The sequence below is a fragment of the Pararhizobium sp. LjRoot238 genome, from assembly GCF_964252955.1.
Taxonomy (GTDB): domain Bacteria; phylum Pseudomonadota; class Alphaproteobacteria; order Rhizobiales; family Rhizobiaceae; genus Pararhizobium.
In genome coordinates this window covers 261,127-277,407 of record NZ_CAXUPP020000001.1, presented here as the reverse complement: position 1 = coordinate 277,407, position 16,281 = coordinate 261,127, and the positions used below count along the sequence as shown (strand labels likewise).

At 60.7% G+C, this 16,281-nt stretch carries 12 protein-coding genes and 1 pseudogene; 8 read left to right on the top strand and 5 right to left on the bottom strand.

The features are described 5' to 3' along the window. Positions 1–89 precede the first annotated feature (89 nt). Positions 90–1,334 (top strand): aromatic ring-hydroxylating oxygenase subunit alpha, encoded by a 1,245-nt coding sequence (locus ACSQ3F_RS01495; protein WP_436098584.1) that lies wholly within the window; start codon positions 90–92, stop codon positions 1,332–1,334. A 1-nt stretch (position 1,335) separates the two neighbouring features. Then, on the top strand, positions 1,336–2,430 hold the full coding sequence (locus ACSQ3F_RS01490; protein ID WP_436098583.1) for a 2Fe-2S iron-sulfur cluster-binding protein: 1,095 nt from the start codon (positions 1,336–1,338) through the stop codon (positions 2,428–2,430). Between the two features lie 97 nt (positions 2,431–2,527). On the opposite strand, the gene ACSQ3F_RS01485 is transcribed toward ACSQ3F_RS01490, so the two are convergent. Both ACSQ3F_RS01485 and ACSQ3F_RS01480 read right to left on the bottom strand, forming a co-directional pair. Then, positions 2,528–2,692 carry a hypothetical protein gene (locus ACSQ3F_RS01485; protein WP_436098582.1) on the bottom strand — a complete coding sequence of 55 codons (165 nt, stop codon included), beginning with the start codon at positions 2,690–2,692 and terminating at the stop codon, positions 2,528–2,530. A 221-nt stretch (positions 2,693–2,913) separates the two neighbouring features. Further along, positions 2,914–4,785, bottom strand: a pseudogene (locus ACSQ3F_RS01480) (methyl-accepting chemotaxis protein). Between ACSQ3F_RS01480 and ACSQ3F_RS01475 the strand changes: the two are divergent. After that, on the top strand, positions 4,676–4,927 hold the full coding sequence (locus tag ACSQ3F_RS01475; RefSeq protein WP_436102211.1) for a hypothetical protein: 252 nt from the start codon (positions 4,676–4,678) through the stop codon (positions 4,925–4,927). The pseudogene ACSQ3F_RS01480 and the gene ACSQ3F_RS01475 sit on opposite strands and share 110 nt — an antisense overlap. Positions 4,928–5,229: 302 nt before the next feature. On the opposite strand, the gene ACSQ3F_RS01470 is transcribed toward ACSQ3F_RS01475, so the two are convergent. Both ACSQ3F_RS01470 and ACSQ3F_RS01465 read right to left on the bottom strand, forming a co-directional pair. Next, positions 5,230–6,135: an AraC family transcriptional regulator gene (locus ACSQ3F_RS01470; protein WP_436098581.1), complete on the bottom strand. Its 906-nt coding sequence runs from the start codon at positions 6,133–6,135 to the stop codon at positions 5,230–5,232. A gap of 1,060 nt (positions 6,136–7,195) precedes the next feature. Further along, positions 7,196–8,218, bottom strand: a complete 1,023-nt coding sequence (locus ACSQ3F_RS01465; protein ID WP_436098580.1) for a glycoside hydrolase family 25 protein — start codon at positions 8,216–8,218, stop codon at positions 7,196–7,198. 158 nt (positions 8,219–8,376) lie between these two features. On the opposite strand from ACSQ3F_RS01465, the gene ACSQ3F_RS01460 reads away from it, so the two are divergent. Beyond that, positions 8,377–8,832 carry a BA14K family protein gene (locus ACSQ3F_RS01460; protein ID WP_436098579.1) on the top strand — a complete coding sequence of 152 codons (456 nt, stop codon included), beginning with the start codon at positions 8,377–8,379 and terminating at the stop codon, positions 8,830–8,832. 59 nt (positions 8,833–8,891) lie between these two features. Here the strand turns inward: ACSQ3F_RS01460 and ACSQ3F_RS01455 are convergent, their stop codons facing one another. Beyond that, on the bottom strand, positions 8,892–9,884 hold the full coding sequence (locus tag ACSQ3F_RS01455; protein WP_436098578.1) for a transporter: 993 nt from the start codon (positions 9,882–9,884) through the stop codon (positions 8,892–8,894). A 207-nt stretch (positions 9,885–10,091) separates the two neighbouring features. Between ACSQ3F_RS01455 and ACSQ3F_RS01450 the strand changes: the two genes are divergently transcribed. The 4 genes from ACSQ3F_RS01450 (at position 10,092) to mcpU (ending at position 16,260) form a co-directional block, all read left to right on the top strand. Next, complete coding sequence (locus ACSQ3F_RS01450) at positions 10,092–11,873, top strand: acyl-CoA dehydrogenase (protein ID WP_436098577.1); 1,782 nt, start codon at positions 10,092–10,094, stop codon at positions 11,871–11,873. Between the two features lie 39 nt (positions 11,874–11,912). Continuing rightward, positions 11,913–12,665 (top strand): crotonase/enoyl-CoA hydratase family protein, encoded by a 753-nt coding sequence (locus ACSQ3F_RS01445; protein ID WP_436098576.1) that lies wholly within the window; start codon positions 11,913–11,915, stop codon positions 12,663–12,665. A gap of 136 nt (positions 12,666–12,801) precedes the next feature. Next, positions 12,802–13,890 carry an extracellular catalytic domain type 1 short-chain-length polyhydroxyalkanoate depolymerase gene (locus ACSQ3F_RS01440; RefSeq protein ID WP_436098575.1) on the top strand — a complete coding sequence of 363 codons (1,089 nt, stop codon included), beginning with the start codon at positions 12,802–12,804 and terminating at the stop codon, positions 13,888–13,890. Between the two features lie 267 nt (positions 13,891–14,157). Further along, positions 14,158–16,260, top strand: coding sequence for a methyl-accepting chemotaxis protein McpU (gene mcpU, locus ACSQ3F_RS01435; RefSeq protein WP_436098574.1), 2,103 nt, complete (start codon positions 14,158–14,160; stop codon positions 16,258–16,260). Positions 16,261–16,281 lie beyond the last annotated feature (21 nt).

Below are 16,281 nucleotides of genomic sequence, written 5' to 3'. Positions count from 1 at the left end.
GAACCAGTATATCCACGCGCACTCCCGGCGCGGCGGTGGTTCCTTTCCTGCTCGCTCAACCGAAAAGTGGCGAGCACAAGGAAACGAACATGGATCTCCGCAGCGAAGTCCTCCGCAAACTCAAGACCCGCCGCGACGGGCACAGCCTGGAACAGGCCTTCTACACCGATCCCGATCTCTACAAGCTCGACATGGAGCAGATCTGGTACAAGGACTGGCTGTTCATCGGTCATGACTGCGAAATCCCCAAGGCCGGCAACTATTTCACCGTCCAGGTCGGCGATTATCCGGTCGTCGTCGTCCGCGATCGCCAGGGCGCTGTCCGGGCGCTTCACAATTCCTGCCGCCACCGCGGTTCGCGCGTCTGTGCCGGGCAGAAGGGCTCGTCGGCCAAGCTTGTCTGTCCCTATCACCAGTGGACCTATGAGCTCGACGGCAAGCTGCTCTTCGCACGCCAGATGGGCGAGGATTTCGACAAGGCGCAGCACAGCCTGAAGCCCATCCATTGCGAAACCATCGGCGGCTATATCTTCATCTGCCTCGCCGAGGAGCCGATGGATTTCCAGCCGATGCGCGACATGGTGTCGTCCTATGTGACGCCGCATAACCTGAAGGACACCAAGGTCGCCTTCGAAAGCACGATCATCGAAAAGGGCAACTGGAAGCTCGTCTGGGAAAACAACCGCGAGTGTTACCACTGCGCCGCCAACCATCCCGAGCTCTGCCGCACCTATCCGGAAGCGCCGACCGCGACCGGCGTGCAGGGCGCCAAGGACGATCCGATCATCGCCGAGCACTGGGCGAAATGCGAGGCCCAGGGCCTGCCGAGCGAGTTCAGGATGTCGCCGACCGGTCAGTTCCGCGTCGCCCGCATGCCGCTGATCCAGGAGGCCGAGAGCTACACGATGTCCGGCAAGCGCGCCGTCAAGCGTCAACTCTCCGACGATGTCAGCCAGAGCCATATCGGCACGCTGCTGATGTTCCACTATCCGAGCACCTGGAACCACATTCTGGCCGACCACGCCATCACCTTCCGCGTGCTGCCGCTCGGCCCTGAATTGACCCAGGTGACGACGAAATGGTTGGTGCACAAGGACGCCGTCGAAGGTGTCGACTATAACCTTGAAGAACTGACGCATGTCTGGACCGAGACCAACGATCAGGACCGCCAGATCGTCGAGGAAAACGCCTTCGGCATCCGCTCGCCCGCCTATCAGCCCGGCCCCTATTCGCAGGAGCATGAAGGCGGCGTGATGCAGTTCGTCGAATGGTACGTCAACTTCATGCAGGATCGCCTGCACGGAGCCTCCACCCCTCTGGTCCGGGTTGCCTGACATGACGATTGCTTCATCCTTCCGGCACTTCGACGAATTGCTGCCGTTCAACGACCGGCAGCATCTCCTGGAATGCATCTCCGTCACCGCCGAGGCTCCGGATGTGATGACCTTCGGCTTCAAGGCCGACAAGGACAGCTGGTTCCGCTACCTGCCGGGCCAGTTCGTCACGCTTGAGCTGCCGGTTAAGCCGGACGATCCGGTGATGCGCACCTACACGCTGTCTTCGACGCCGTCGCGGCCCTTCTCGGTGGCCGTGACCGTCAAGGCGCAGGCATCGAGCATCGGCACGCGCTGGATGTTCGAGAACCTGAAGCCCGGCATGAAGCTGAAGGCCTTCGGCCCGCTCGGCGATTTCTCCTTCGCGCGCCATCCGGGCGAAAAATACCTGTTCATCTCGGCGGGCTCCGGCATCACGCCGATGATGTCGATGACCCGCTGGATGGCTGATTGCGCCCCGCAGACGGACGTCACCTTCCTCTCCTGCGCCCGGCAGCCGGACGATCTCCTGTTCCGCGATGAACTCGAGAACATCTCCCGTAACATGCCGAACCTCAATCTCGGCTTCATCGTCGAAACCCACGCGCCGCGCCACGGCTGGCACGGCCTGCGCGGCCGTATCGAGACGTCGAAGCTCGCACTGCTTTCCCCGGATTTCCGCGACCGCACCGTCTTCTGTTGCGGGCCGGAGCCGTTCATGCGCGGCGTGAAATCGATGCTGGAAAGCGTCGGCTTCGACATGAACCGCTACCACGAGGAAAGTTTTCAGCCGGCCGCAGCGCCTGCATCGGAAGAATTTGCGGTCGGTGCAGGAGCCGAGGTCGACGCCGCCGCCGTCTCCACCGTCACCTTCACTATGGCCGGCAAGGAGGCCAAGTGCCAGCCGGGCCAGACCATCCTGCAGACGGCGCGCGCCGCCGGAGTCCGCATCGGTGCCGCCTGCGAAGGCGGCCTCTGCGGCACCTGCCGCGTCATGAAGGTCTCCGGTGAGGTCGAGATGCACCACAATGGTGGCATCCTCGACGACGAGATCGACGAAGGCTACATCCTCGCCTGCTGTTCGCGGCCACTCGGGGACGTGCAGATCGAGGCGTGAGGACACCGGGCTTCCCCGCACGACGTGTTTGACGGGTGGTGCCCTTTCAAAGGGGCGAGGTTCGGGGCGTCAACTCGAACCAGTGCCGAACCGGGCGTTAGTAGGAAACGCGCACGCCGCCGGAACTCGAAGCGCCGAAATCCGGCTGCGGGTATGCGCCTTGCCACTGGCTATAGGTCGTATTGTTCGCGCCGGTACTTGCGCAGCCCGAAAGCGCCAAAAGCACGATTGCGGCGGCTGCGATGAGAAACTTCAAAGGCATAATTTTCTCCAATCATGGCAGCTTGCGAAGCCTCAACAGGACGGACAGGGATTCTCTCGCAAGTGACCTTCGATGGCAAGCCGGGCTGTCTTGCAGACGTGCGAGATGATCAGTCACAACGGCGCCGGTCTTCCGGGGATTCTGGCCCCAAGCCGGACTGTGATGGTTCCAGCCGTTTCGCCGTTGTGACTATGTTTCAGCGATTGTGAGCGGCGCGGCCGTCAGAATTCCGCCCATTCTTCCTGTTTCACGGCGACATTGCCATTTGAGACGGGACGGCTGGCGGACGCGGTTCTGCGTGGCTGACTTGACGACGCCATGACCGATGCGGTCTGGCGCAGTGCCGCCGCTTGCGACGAACTGTTGCCTCCAAGCTGGAACTGGCTGATCAGTTCGCGCAGGCGTCCTGCCTCGTTGGCAAGGGTTGCACTCGCAGCATTGGTCTCTTCCACCATCGCCGCGTTTTGCTGCGTCACCTGGTCCATCTGGTTAACCGCCGTGTTGACCTCGGAAAGACCGACCGACTGTTCGCGGGCGGATGTCGCGATTGCATCCATATGATGATTGATCGTCACGACGAAACCTTCGATGGTCTTGAGCGCATCACCGGTCTCGCGCACCAGCTTCACCCCGCTTTGCACCTCGACGCTGGAATTCCGTATCAGGTCCTTGATCTCCTTGGCGGCCTGGGCGGAGCGCTGCGCAAGTTCCCGAACCTCCTGTGCTACGACAGCGAAGCCCTTTCCGGCATCACCCGCGCGTGCCGCCTCGACGCCCGCATTCAGTGCCAGCAGGTTGGTCTGGAAAGCGATCTCATCGATGACGCCGATGATATTGGAAATCTGGTTCGAGGATTGCTCGATCCGTCCCATCGCATCGACCGCATCGGCAACGACCGCGCCGGACTGGGTGGCGCTCGTGTTGGCCTGCACTGCAATGGTGCGTGCCTCATCCGCACGTTTCGAGGAATTGGTCACGTTGACTGTAATCTGGTCGAGGGCAGCGGCGGTTTCCTCCAGGGATGCCGCCTGTTGCTCGGTGCGCTTCGACAGGTCTTCGGCACTCTGCCCGATCTAACGGGTGCCGCTGTCAAGAGAGACTGTGGATTGCGCAACGGCACGCAACGTTTCACCAAGCTGGGCAACAGCGGCGTTCAGATCATGGCGCAGCGCTTCAAAATCAGGAGCGAAGGGTTCGTTCAGTTCGAAGGCAAGATCACCAGATGCGAGACGGCGCAGGCCAGCCGCCAGACCCGACGTCGCTTCCTGAAGACGCTTCTGCGCCGCAGCCTCTGCTTCCGCTGTCAGACGGATGCGATCAGCCTCGGCCTGCACACGGGATGCTTCGGCTTCCTGTTCCAACCGCCTGTTGCTGATTGCCGCCTGACGGAAGATATCCACTGCGCCGGCCATTTCGCCGATTTCGTCGGCGCGACCAGCAAAGGGAATGCCAGTTGCCGTGTCGCCACCCGCCAGATCGCTCATCGATGATGTGATCCGCGTGATCGGCTTGACCACGCCGGACATGACAAAGAACACCGCACCAACAACGATCAGGGCAGAGAACCCGATGAGCAGATACATCAGATTGGCGGTATCAGTGTAGGTCTCTACTGATTTTTCACTGGCGTGCTTTGCGCCGTCCAGATTGATCTGCACCAGCTCATCAACAAGGGCAGTGTTTATCTTGGCCTGCTCGGTCATGACTGTCCCGAAGACCTTGGTGGCGTCTTCGTTCTTGTTGGCGCGGGATAATTCCAGCATCTTTGTCGCCATCTGCTCATAGGCCGCAACCCCAGCTGATATGTCTTTCAGCAACTGGGCTTCACGGTCCGATGAAATCAGCGGCTCGTAGGCCTTGATGGCATCGGCTGATGCCTTGTTCTTCGCCGCTATTTCGGTCTCGACTTCTGCCATGGCTTCCGGAGTGAGGGACAGGATGTGCTTGGCATAGGTCATGCGAACCTCGCCCCGGGCAATCTTCATGTTCTTGACGACTTCCACGCTCGGCAGCCAGTTTACGGCGATCTCATGCGTGGAGCCGTTCAGGGACGACATCGCGGAAAGGGACATGGCGGCAAAGCCACCGAAAATAATGCCTATCAACACAAATATGCCGACCATCGATGCTTTGATGCTTGGTCGTTTCATCGTCGTATCCTCGTATGATTTTGGTTTCGGCGCTTGGTGTCAAAAAGCAAAATCATTCTGCCAGCGACTTTTGGAAAACGGCTAGCATGCCGTTCGTGAGATCATGTTGCATTCAATATTTCCGGATATCGATTTTCAAAAATGTGATTGGTCCGAGAGACAACATGCAACCAAATTGATGGTCAATTGTTTAAACAGTATTAACTAAAACGCGCCCTTGTTGATGACGATCAAGCATGTGCCGGAAATGGATATTATGCGCAAAATTGGATATCTCTCCGTCAGCGCTGTGGCGCGTTGTGACCGTCATTTTCCCAGATTTTGCGGAGTCGCATGCACGATTTCAGCGGGGAGAACCCTTTGTGCCGTGGATCATAGGGCATACAATCAAGGCCGCCAACGCGTTCCCGAGGATCGCACAGTTTCGGAAGGCGACTGGCCAAACGCTTCTTTATAGAGGGCGGCGAAGCGGCCCATATGTGTGAAGCCCCACTGCTGCGCTATTTGCGATATTGCGCCATGATCGACATCGCTGGTCAGGGTTCTGCGGACGCCTTCGAGCCGGATTTGGCGGAGGTACTGAAGGGTGCTTGTCCCCTTGAATCGTTGAAATCCCAGATTAAGACTACGAACGCTACTCCCGGACGCGCGGGCAACTTCAGCAATTGTAATCGGCATCGCAACATTTGCGACCATAAAGTCGATAGCCCGCTTGACATGCCTCGGCATCGCAGGCGAAACGCGGCAGGCCAGTGCGGCCGAATAATTGTGGGGCACCCCCTCCAGCAACAGCACGACCAAAGACTGAAACTGCAGTTCGGCGAACTTCGCTGAAGCAACATTCTCTGGCTCGTTTGCAAGGTTGGTCCAGAGCAGTGCCGAAACCGTGGAGATTCTGGTAATCGCGGCTGCCGTACCGTCCATCACTGCGGAAAACTCAAGCTTTTTATTGACTGGAGCATCAAGCAGTTCGCTGAGCTGTCTTATAACCACGTCCTTGCCAAAGGCGATACCCGTAGCCCGCGTACCCTCGTGCAGGCAGAGCCGTTCAAACGTCGACATGTCGCCTATAAATGCGCTGTCGGGTCCGCATTTGAAACGCTGTGAGCCGATGTCGATGTCGAGTCTACCCGCGATTGGAAGATAGATCGCATAGGCGTCCGGTGGCTCAGGGAATTTGATTTGCATGCCCGAAGGATATGCGCCGGTCCAAGTTCTGAATGAACCAGTGTTGTATTGGTGATAGTCCTCAACCGTTACATATTTATGCGTTGCAAGAGGTTCGATGACCATTCTTGCTCCCATTTTTGCGTAGTGCTCAGAAAGCTGGTCAGCATCAGCATTATCGATGTGAAAACTGGTGAACCGTGGACTCTTTTTACGAGGCAAATATGCGGTCCATTTTCATGAGTCTTAATCAGACGTATCGCTCTCCATCAAGCCCCAAGGCTAACAGCAGCTCTGTTGCAAAAAAAACTCTTGGAGATGACCTTAAAACTGGATCGTTTCGAAAAACATGCAGCCAGCTTGATGATCGATTGTTCAAATAGCAATAACTAAAAGGCGCAACCTTCATTGATATGGATCAAACATCCGCCAGAAATGGATAGGCACGTGCAAAATTGTATATTCCTTCGTTGACGGAGACACGGTTTCCGTTAGCGCTGTGACCGTCATTGACCTCGGGCGATATGGCGAAGTTGAAACATTTCGCAGCGGCGGTCTTGCCGCCGATGAATTCCTTCCTTTTTTGCGCCCTCCTCATGTCTTCGGTAACGCACGCGGCACGAAGGTCAAAAAACGTTACTTGTTAGCGTGTGCTTATCTAGTAGAATTGCATGTGCGAGGGCGAGTACCTTGCGGCGATTTCAGAACGTATGCCTTTGGCCCCTTCCTGCGTAGGGAGGGGCCGTCGAGTATCTGATCCCGGCTGGTCGGAATTGGCCAAAACTCCCCTTGAACGATCTGATTTGGAGCGCACCTTCGGCAGCGTCCACGAAGCCCTTGATTTCCTGGAAAGCGAATGGCCGCTCAAGCGAGGCGAGCGTTACGACTGTCTCTTCCTGCAGGCGCGCGTTCAACCGCATGACGCCGGCGGCGGCGGTGGCGTCATGCATTTGTTGTCGCGTGCCTTGAGACCGACATACAGCGCCGCGCGTCTGTCCAGACGCGCAAAGGTCGCTGTAACACTTTGATCTGCTGCATAATTCCTTAAATCGATTCCGATTTAAGAATTATGCAGTAGCGGCGGTGATGGCTGCGCCTTTGCCGTATGGCCGGCCAAGCCAGCGCGGCGCCCCGGCGGCGGTATAGTATCAAGCGAGCGGCGGCGGAAACGACCGCCGCTTATCGCTCACCGATACCAGTGAGCCTCGCGCCGCCACGTTGGACATGCGGCTGGAACAGAAAATCGCCCGCATCCGACACTGCGAATTGATCCCGTCAACGTGAGATCGACGCCGATGCCTGCGCCGGCGGAAATGCGGCCTTTGCCGCTGGCGATCAGCAGCGGTTTGTCGAGCGGTTTTGCGGGGAGAAGCTCGCCTTTCGCCCAGACGGCTTTCAATGCCTTGGCATTCATCGCTGCCACGTTGACGTCGATGTCGGTCAGGGTTCCGGCGACGCGGTAGGGGCAGCGCCGCCTGCCGCAGTTTGCCGCCGACGAGAACTGCCAGAGCGCGTAGCTGTGCCAGTTTCCCATCGGGAAGACATTGCGGATGCGCGGCTTGTAGCGGGCGTACCAGAGTGGCAGGCGTGACAGGATCGGGAAACGGTCGCGGTTGGCAGCGATGTATTTGGCTGTCGCATGGTTGGTGTAGAGCATCGGGTAGCGCCCGGTGCGGGTCTTTATGTGCCCGGCGAAGATGCCGGCATCCACAAGCGACATGTATTTTTCGGCGTCGATGCCTTCGATGTCGATTGCCATCAGCTCGTCATCGCCAGGTTCGGCATAATCGAGGAAATGATTGGCCTGGTCGATCGGGTTACCGGGCCGGGCGAGGTGGTAGGCCCCCCAGAGCAGCCCGTTTGCGCGGGCAATGAGCCGCCGTGTCTGATAGAGTTCGCGGCTGACGGCATATTTGCGCCACATCGTCTTGCAGTGGGCGACGGTATCGCCGCCGTGCTTGCCGGTGCAGGCGAAGCTCTCGGGCAGCCCGTCCGAGGCCTTGGAAATGAAGCCGGTGATGCGCTTGTTCTTCATCATTTCGTCCCAGTCGATGATGTTCATCTCGTAGGCGTCGATGACCAGTGCGTTGTCGGGCGATTTCCAAGGAGTGACATCTCGCGCCTGGACTCCGCCGGAGACCAACGCGACACCGAGAAAGACGGCGAGGCGGAAAAACAGGCCCAGGCTGATGTTCCGGCGCGTTTCCATCACAAGAGAGTGCTAAATCATGGTTAACGAAAGATAAACAAGTCTATCGCGAATTCTGCGAAAATGATTAGCTATGGCGGTCCGCGGAACAAAACCGGCTGCGGACCGTTTTCGACGGCTAGGCAATCTTGTCAGATAATAATCGAATGGAGAAACCCATGGGTGTTTTTAGTTCAAGAGTGGCGTCGCTCGCGCTTTCGGCCGTATTGCTGGCCACGTCCTTCACTCCATCGCAGGCTTTCACTTCGGTCCCCGTGCCTCTGAAGGCAGAGCGCGCAAGCGATGTCGAGGCAGCCCAGTACTATCGCCGACGCGGTGACTATGGCAGGTATGACGGGCATGGCTATTATCGCCGTGGCGGCTACTACTATTACAACGGTCACCGCGGCTATACCTATTACCGGCCCGGCTACCGCCAATATAACGGATATTGGTTCCCGCTCGGTGCCTTCGCAGCCGGCGCGATCATCGGCGGGGCAATCGCACAGCCGCCTGTGCGCTACGGCGGCAGCCATGTCGAATGGTGCTATGCCCGCTACCGCAGCTACCGCGCCTACGACAACACCTATCAGCCCTATGGCGGCCCGCGCCAGCAGTGCATTTCGCCCTATTGATGTTGGCTTCTTGAAGCACCAACTGGCCGGAGACGTTGTCTCCGGCTTTTTTGTGGCTTTCAAAGAATTCCGATCCGCTTGAGGATCGTCCAGGCAAAGCCCATTGAAAGCAGGATGAACAGCCCGGCGAGCAATGTGCCGTGCACGCCGTCGGCAAAGGGCAGGCTGCTGGTGTTCATGCCGAAGAAACCGGTGACCAGCGTCGGCGGCAGCAGGAAGGCCGTCATCAGCGACAGGATGTAGAGATGGCGGTTGGTTTCCGAGGAAAGTTTGCTGTCGATTTCTTCATGCAGCAGGCGGGCGCGTTCCTGCAGCGCAAAAACGTCACGGTCGACGGATTCCAGCCGGTCTGACAGGCGCTCCGCCACGTCGATGAAGCCCGGTGGTACTTCATCCTCTTCCGATGTTCCGGCGCGCCGCAACAAGGCCAGCAGCGTGCGCAGATGCCGGTGCAGGCGCACGGCCGTTCGCCGCAGCGGCGCGAGGCGCGGCTGGTGGTTGTGGCCCGCCTCGCCATAGACGTCGTCCTCGATTTCGTTGAGGTCTTCGGTCAACTCCAGCACGAGGCTGATCAGGGTGCGCTGGAACTCGACCACCATCATTTCGAACAGATCGATGGGCCGGGCGCAGCGGGCGTTCTTCTCGACGGCGACCTTGACCCGGTCGATGCTGCGCAGCGGATGCAGACGCGTGGTGATGATGATCTTTTCGGTCACGGCGAAATGCAGCCAGCCGATGGTTTTCGTCACGGCGTCGAAGGTGCGCTCGAAATCGACCAGCGTGCCATAGATCATGTCGTCGGAGACGGTCACGGCCGCCTGCGTGTCATGGCTGGCCAGCGTCGAAAGCGCGCTCTGTGGCAGGGTGGTGATGCGCTCGATCAGGGCAGGGGTGCGGGCATCGCTCAGCGCCAGATGCAGCCAGACCCACCCTTCGCCTTCCATCAGCGCGTCGATGGAGGAATCGGTGGCGATCCGCAGGCAGCGGCTTTCGCCCGGCAGAAAACGGTAGCCCCAGACGAGGCCTGGGATTTCCGAGGAGATGAGATTCATGCGGCGTGATCCCGGGAGGAGGCCAGACTTCGCTTTATTCGGGTTTCATGACAGTTTTGTTACAGCGCCAACCGTGAGCAGAAATAACGATCCATCCAATCGAATATTGACGTTTACGTAAAAATCAATAATTTCTCGAACCGACGAATATTCCATTGCTGGACTGCTGGACGGCAATGCTGTCATGTGACTGCGGGAGGAGACGATATGTACAAGGCACCGGTGGACGACGTTTTGTTCACGCTCAAGCACGTGGCGGGCCTCAGCGAGGACCTGGCCGAAGGCGTTTTCGGCGATCTGGACGAGGATCTGGTCGATGCGATCCTCGGTGAAGCAGGCCGTTTCGCCAATGAAGAGGTGGCGCCGCTTGCCGATATCGGCGACAAGCAGGGCTCGAGGCTGATCGACGGCAAGGTCAGGGCGCCGGATGGCTGGCGTGATCTCTACCGCAACTGGGCCGCGGGCGGCTGGAACAGCCTGACGGCACCGGAGGAGTTCGGCGGCCAGGGCCTGCCGCACATGCTGCATATCGCCGCGATGGAATTCTGGAATGCCGGCTCCATGGCCTTCGCGCTGGCGCCGATGCTGACCATGGGCGCCGTCGACGCGCTGGAGAAGCACGGGTCCGATGCGCTCAAATCCGTGTTCCTCGCCAAGATGATTTCCGGCGAATGGACCGGCACGATGAACCTGACCGAGCCCCATGCCGGCTCCGACCTCGGTGTGTTGAAGACCCGCGCCGAGCGCCGCGACGACGGCACCTACCGCATTTTCGGCCAGAAGATCTTCATCACCTGGGGCGAACACGAGATGACCGACAACATCGTTCATCTGGTGCTGGCGCGGATCGCCGGCGCACCGGAAGGCACGCGCGGCATCTCGCTGTTCCTCGTGCCGAAATTTCTCGTCAATGAGGACGGCTCGCTCGGCGCCCGCAACGATCTGTTCTGCCATTCGCTCGAACACAAGCTCGGCATCCATGCCTCGCCGACCTGCACCATGGTCTATGGCGACGGCAAGTTCGGTGACGAGAAGGGCGCCATCGGTTATCTCGTCGGCGAAGAGAACAAGGGTCTCAACTGCATGTTCACGATGATGAACAATGCCCGCCTTGCCGTTGGCATCCAAGGGGTGGCGATGGCTGATGCTGCGACCCAGCACGCGCTGGCCTATGCGCGCGAACGCACCCAGGGCAAGGCGCCGGGCTGGAAGGGAACGGGCATGAGCCCGATCATCGAACATCCAGATATTGCCCGCACGCTGCTGACCATGAAGGCACTGACCCAGGGCGCCCGCGCCATCGCATTCGCGTGCGCCCGCGCCGTCGATCGGGCGCATGTTTCCGAGGGTGATGCTGCCCGCTATTGGCAGGAGCGCTCCAGCCTCCTGACGCCGATCGCCAAGTCCTTCGGCACCGATGTCGGTGTCGATGTCGCTTCCATGGGCATCCAGATCCATGGCGGCATGGGCTTCATCGAAGAGACCGGAGCAGCACGCTATCTGCGCGACGCCCGGATTGCCCCGATCTACGAGGGCACCAACGGTATTCAGGCCATCGATCTCGTTACCCGCAAGCTGCCTTTGTCGGATGGTGGCCATGTCCGCGGCTTCATCGCTGAATTGAAGGCCGTTGCGGAAGAAGTGGGCGCATCCAACCTCGCCGATTTCGGCGAGACCGGCAGCCGACTGGAGGACGCGATCGCCGATCTTGAAGAGACGACCGAGTGGCTGCTCGCCCGTCTGGCCGAAGGCAAATCGGCCGAGACGCTTGCCGGCGCGACCGCCTACCAGCGCCTCTTCGGCCTGACGCTGACCGGCGTCTACCTCGCCAAGGGCGGGCTGGCGGAGGCGGGCGACGGCGGCCGCGATGCTCGCATCGCGCTTTGCCGTTTTGCCGCCGAGAACCTGTTGTCCGAAACGGCGGCGCTCAAGAACAGTATCGTCAACGGCGCGGCAAGCCTTGCCGCCGCCCGCATCGCACTTGTCTGAACAACCGGGCCTGAACCCTTGGTCCTGAAGGAGACTGCCATGACCGATGACGTTCTGATCGAGCGGCCGCAAGACTACCCCGGCGTTCAGGTCATCCGGTTCAACCGACCGGCGAAGAAGAATGCCATCACAAGGGCGATGTACGCCAAGATGGCCAATGCGCTCACCGTTGCCGGCACCGATGACGCCATCCGCGTTACCGCCTTTCTCGGAACCGAGGGCTGTTTTTCGGCCGGCAACGACATGGCCGATTTCATGGCCTTTGCCATGGGCGGAACCATGGGGCAGGAGGTGCTCGACTTCCTGCGCGCGCTGGCGGGCGCTGCCAAGCCCGTCGTTTCTGGTGTCGATGGTCTGGCGATCGGCATCGGCGCCACTATTCACCTCCACTGCGACCTGACGATCGCCTCGGAGCGCTCGGTGTTCAGGACGCCCTTCGTCGATCTGGCGCTGGTGCCGGAGGCAGCCTCCAGCCTGATCGTTCCGCGCATTGCTGGCCACCAGCGCGCCTTTGCGCTTCTGGCCGCGGGCGAGCCCTTTACGGCCGAGGAAGCGCAGGAAGCCGGCCTGATCTGGAAGATCACCGGTGCCGGCGCGATCGAGGAGGAGGTGCTGGCGCTCGCCGCGAACCTCGCCAGGAAACCGCCGGAAGCCCTGCGCATCGCCCGCCGGTTGATCCGTGGCGACCGGTCCGACGTGCTCGCGCGCATCGAAGAAGAGGCGAAACACTTTTCCGCGCAACTGAAGAGTGCCGAAGCACGCGCCGCCTTCGAGGCTTTCATGCGCCGCTGACTAACGCGCGACGATTGGTCGGAGGCGATTCTCTGCCGGCCTGCCTTGCCGGATGGCGAGATCAGACCCATATTGCAGCCTGTTGCGTGGAGGAGTTTCGGCATGGGAGGCGTGCCGGCAAACCAAGGATTCGTCCATGCGGTCTCGATTCAAGCTTTCCCTCTCCGATATGCTGAGGCAGCACCGGCGATGGGAAAGGACCCTCGCCAAGGCCGTCAAGGTCACGCGCAAGGCTCTTGTTTCTGCTACTTCGGTACCGGCACCGGTGCCGGCTCCGCCAGCAATAAAACCACGATCGGTTGGAAAGCTTGAGGAAGTAAAGGCGTTCGGCAGCAATCCGGGCCGTCTGCGCATGCTGAAATATGTGCCGGCGAACCTGCCGAAGAAGTCGCCGCTCGTCGTCGTCCTGCATGGCTGCCACCAGACGGCCGAAGCCTATGACCGCGGCAGCGGCTGGTCGGTCCTGGCGCGCGAGCGCGGTTTTGCTGTTGCCTATGCCGAGCAGACCCACTCCAACAACCACAATCTCTGTTTCAACTGGTTTCGTCCAAGCAACGTCGCCCGCGACCGCGGTGAGGTGATGTCGATCCGCCAGATGGTCGCCAAGATGGTGGCGACGCACGGTATCGACCGCAAGCAGGTGTTCATCACCGGCCTCTCGGCGGGCGGCGCCATGACTGCGGCGATGCTGGCCGCCTATCCCGAGGTGTTTCGTGCCGGTGGCATCATTGCCGGCCTGCCCTATGGTGCGGCCCGCGACGTGCACCGGGCGCTTGCCGCCATGAAGAATGCGCCGGAGCGGACGCCGCAGGAATGGGGCAATCTCGTGCGTGCCGCATCGCCTGTCAATCGCGACTTTCCCGTGGTCTCCATCTGGCACGGGACGCGGGACCACACCGTCTCGCTTTCGAATGCCGAGGCGTTGCTTGAGCAGTGGCTCGATGTGCACGGGCTCGAACGCGATGCCTTCATGCAGAGCGAGGTGGACGGTCATATCCGCCGTGTCTGGAAGACTGCTTCCGGAAAGGTCGCGGTCGAATTCTACCTGATCGAGGGCATGGGGCACGGAACGCCGTTGAAACCGAGACCCGCCTCGCGGGTGAAAGCGGATACGCCAGGCCCCTTCATGCTCGATGCCGGTATTTCTTCATCGATGCATCTGGCGACCGCTTGGGGACTGAAAAAACCGGCCTTGCTTTCGGCTTTGCGGCAGGCGGCCGAATAGTCGGAAAGCCCTCGGAAACCCGGCGTTTCAGGCCATGGAATTTTAACGCTGCCTTAAGTGCGTCCGGCTATGGTCTGGCGATCAGGGGCGGCATATCCGGCCCCACCCAGGCCGCATGACGCGCGCCGTCTTCGCCCTTCCGGGCATGTCTTCATTCTCGCAAACCCAGGAGCGGCCCCGTGCACCACAGCGCCGGCGGGCGATCCCGTTTGCGCAGCCACTCGCGCCCCTTGGGGGAAAATCCGAACTGCAATAAGGAAGCCTGCCTTGTCCAAAAGATCGAATCTGATGACGCGCATCCTCATCGCCGCGTCCCTTGTTGTTGTCGCCGCCTTCGCCGGCTTCTCCGTTTACATCGACAGTCTCCAGCACGCCGTGACGACACGGGCCGTCGAGGAGAACATCGCGTCCTCCGGCAAGCAGGCCGCCCAGAGCGTTGCCAATTGGCTGAACGGCCGCGTCACCTTGACCGCCATGGCCGCCAACGCTGCCGGCAGCGCCGCCGATCAGGCCGGCCTCGTCGGTGCACTCAAGAACGGTGTTCTGGAGAAGGAATTCCTCAGCACCTATGTCGGCGACGAGACAGGCAAATTCACCAGCTGGCCGGATCTGCCCCTCCCGGCAGGATATGACCCGCGCCAGCGCCCGTGGTATCAGCAGGCCGCCAAAGCCGATACCAGCGTGCTTACCGATCCCTATATCGACGCATCGAGCGGCGACCTCATCATCAGCGCAGCGGTTCCGGTCAAGCGCGATGGCAAGCTGTTTGGCATCGCCGGCAGCGATTTTTCGCTCAAGACCCTCGTCGACATGATCAAGTCCGTCGATGTCGGCGGCGAAGGTTTTGCCTTCCTCGTCAATAAGTCGGGCCAGATCCTCGTTCACCCGGACGCAAAGCTCGTCACCAAGACGCTTGCCGATGCCTTCCCGGCGGCCACACCGTCTATCGGTTCTTCGATCACGCAAACCGAGCTTGATGGCAAGCCTATGCTCGTCAGCTTCGTGCCGGTCGCGGGCCTGCCCTCGGTCGAATGGTATGTCGGTTTTGCGATCGATGCCGATGTCGCCTATTCCGCCATCGGCCAGTTCCGGATCGCCGCCACGATTGCCACGCTCCTTGCCGTCGGCGTGATGATTTGCTTCCTTGCCACGCTGCTCAGCCGCCTCGTTATCCGCCCGGTCACCGATATGACGGGAGCGATGGAACGGCTCGCTGCCGGTGACCTGAAGGCGGAAATCCCCGGCCAGGAACGTCGCGACCAGATCGGCTCCATGGCCGCCGCCGTCGCTGTCTTCCGCACCAATGCCATCGAGCGCGTGCGCCTCGAAAGCGAAGCCGAATCCGGCCGTTCGCTTTCGGAACAGGAGCGCCGCGAGCGCGAAGCCCTGAAGGCGAAGGAAACGGCCGATATCCAGCAGGCCGTCGAAGCGCTGGCGACCGGGCTCGGACGCCTTGCCGACGGTGACCTCGGCTACCGCATCAACATCCCCTTCGTCTCGCACCTCGACCGCCTGCGCGCCGACTTCAACAATTCCGTCGCCAAGCTGCACCATGCCCTCCAGGCCGTCGGAACCAACGCCCGGGCGATCGATGCCGGCGCCAGCGAAATCCGCCATGCGGCCGACGATCTCGCCCGACGCACCGAACAGCAGGCCGCCTCCGTCGAGGAAACCGCCGCGGCACTCGAGGAAATCACCACGACAGTCAAGGATAGCGCCCGTCGCGCCGAGGAAGTCGGCCAACTGGTTGCCCGCACCCGCGCCGGCGCCGAAAAGTCCGGCGAAGTCGTCCGAAACGCCGTCAACGCCATGCAGGGTATCGAAAAATCGTCCGGCGAGATCAGCAACATCATCGGCGTCATCGACGATATCGCTTTCCAGACTAACCTGCTGGCGCTGAACGCCGGCGTCGAGGCCGCCCGCGCCGGCGACGCAGGCAAGGGCTTTGCCGTCGTTGCCCAGGAAGTGCGTGAACTCGCCCAGCGCTCGGCCAACGCGGCCAAGGAGATCAAGGCGCTGATCACCACCTCCGGTCAGCAGGTTCGCGCCGGCGTGACGCTCGTCGGAGAGACCGGCCAGTCGCTGCAGGCGATCGTCTCGGAAGTCCAGGAGATCAACACCCATATCAGCGCGATCGTGACGGCCACCCGCGAACAATCGACCGGCCTTCAGGAAATCAACACGGCCGTCAACACCATGGACCAGGGCACCCAGCAGAACGCCGCCATGGTTGAGGAACAGACCGCTGCAAGCCATGGTCTTGCTTCCGAAGCCGCGGCGCTCAACGAGCTGCTCTCGCAGTTCAACCTGGGTGGCAGCCAGGTGGCACCTGTTGCACGGCAGCCGGCTTACGGTCGCCGCGCAGCCTGACAGGTGCGGCAGATCAGTTAA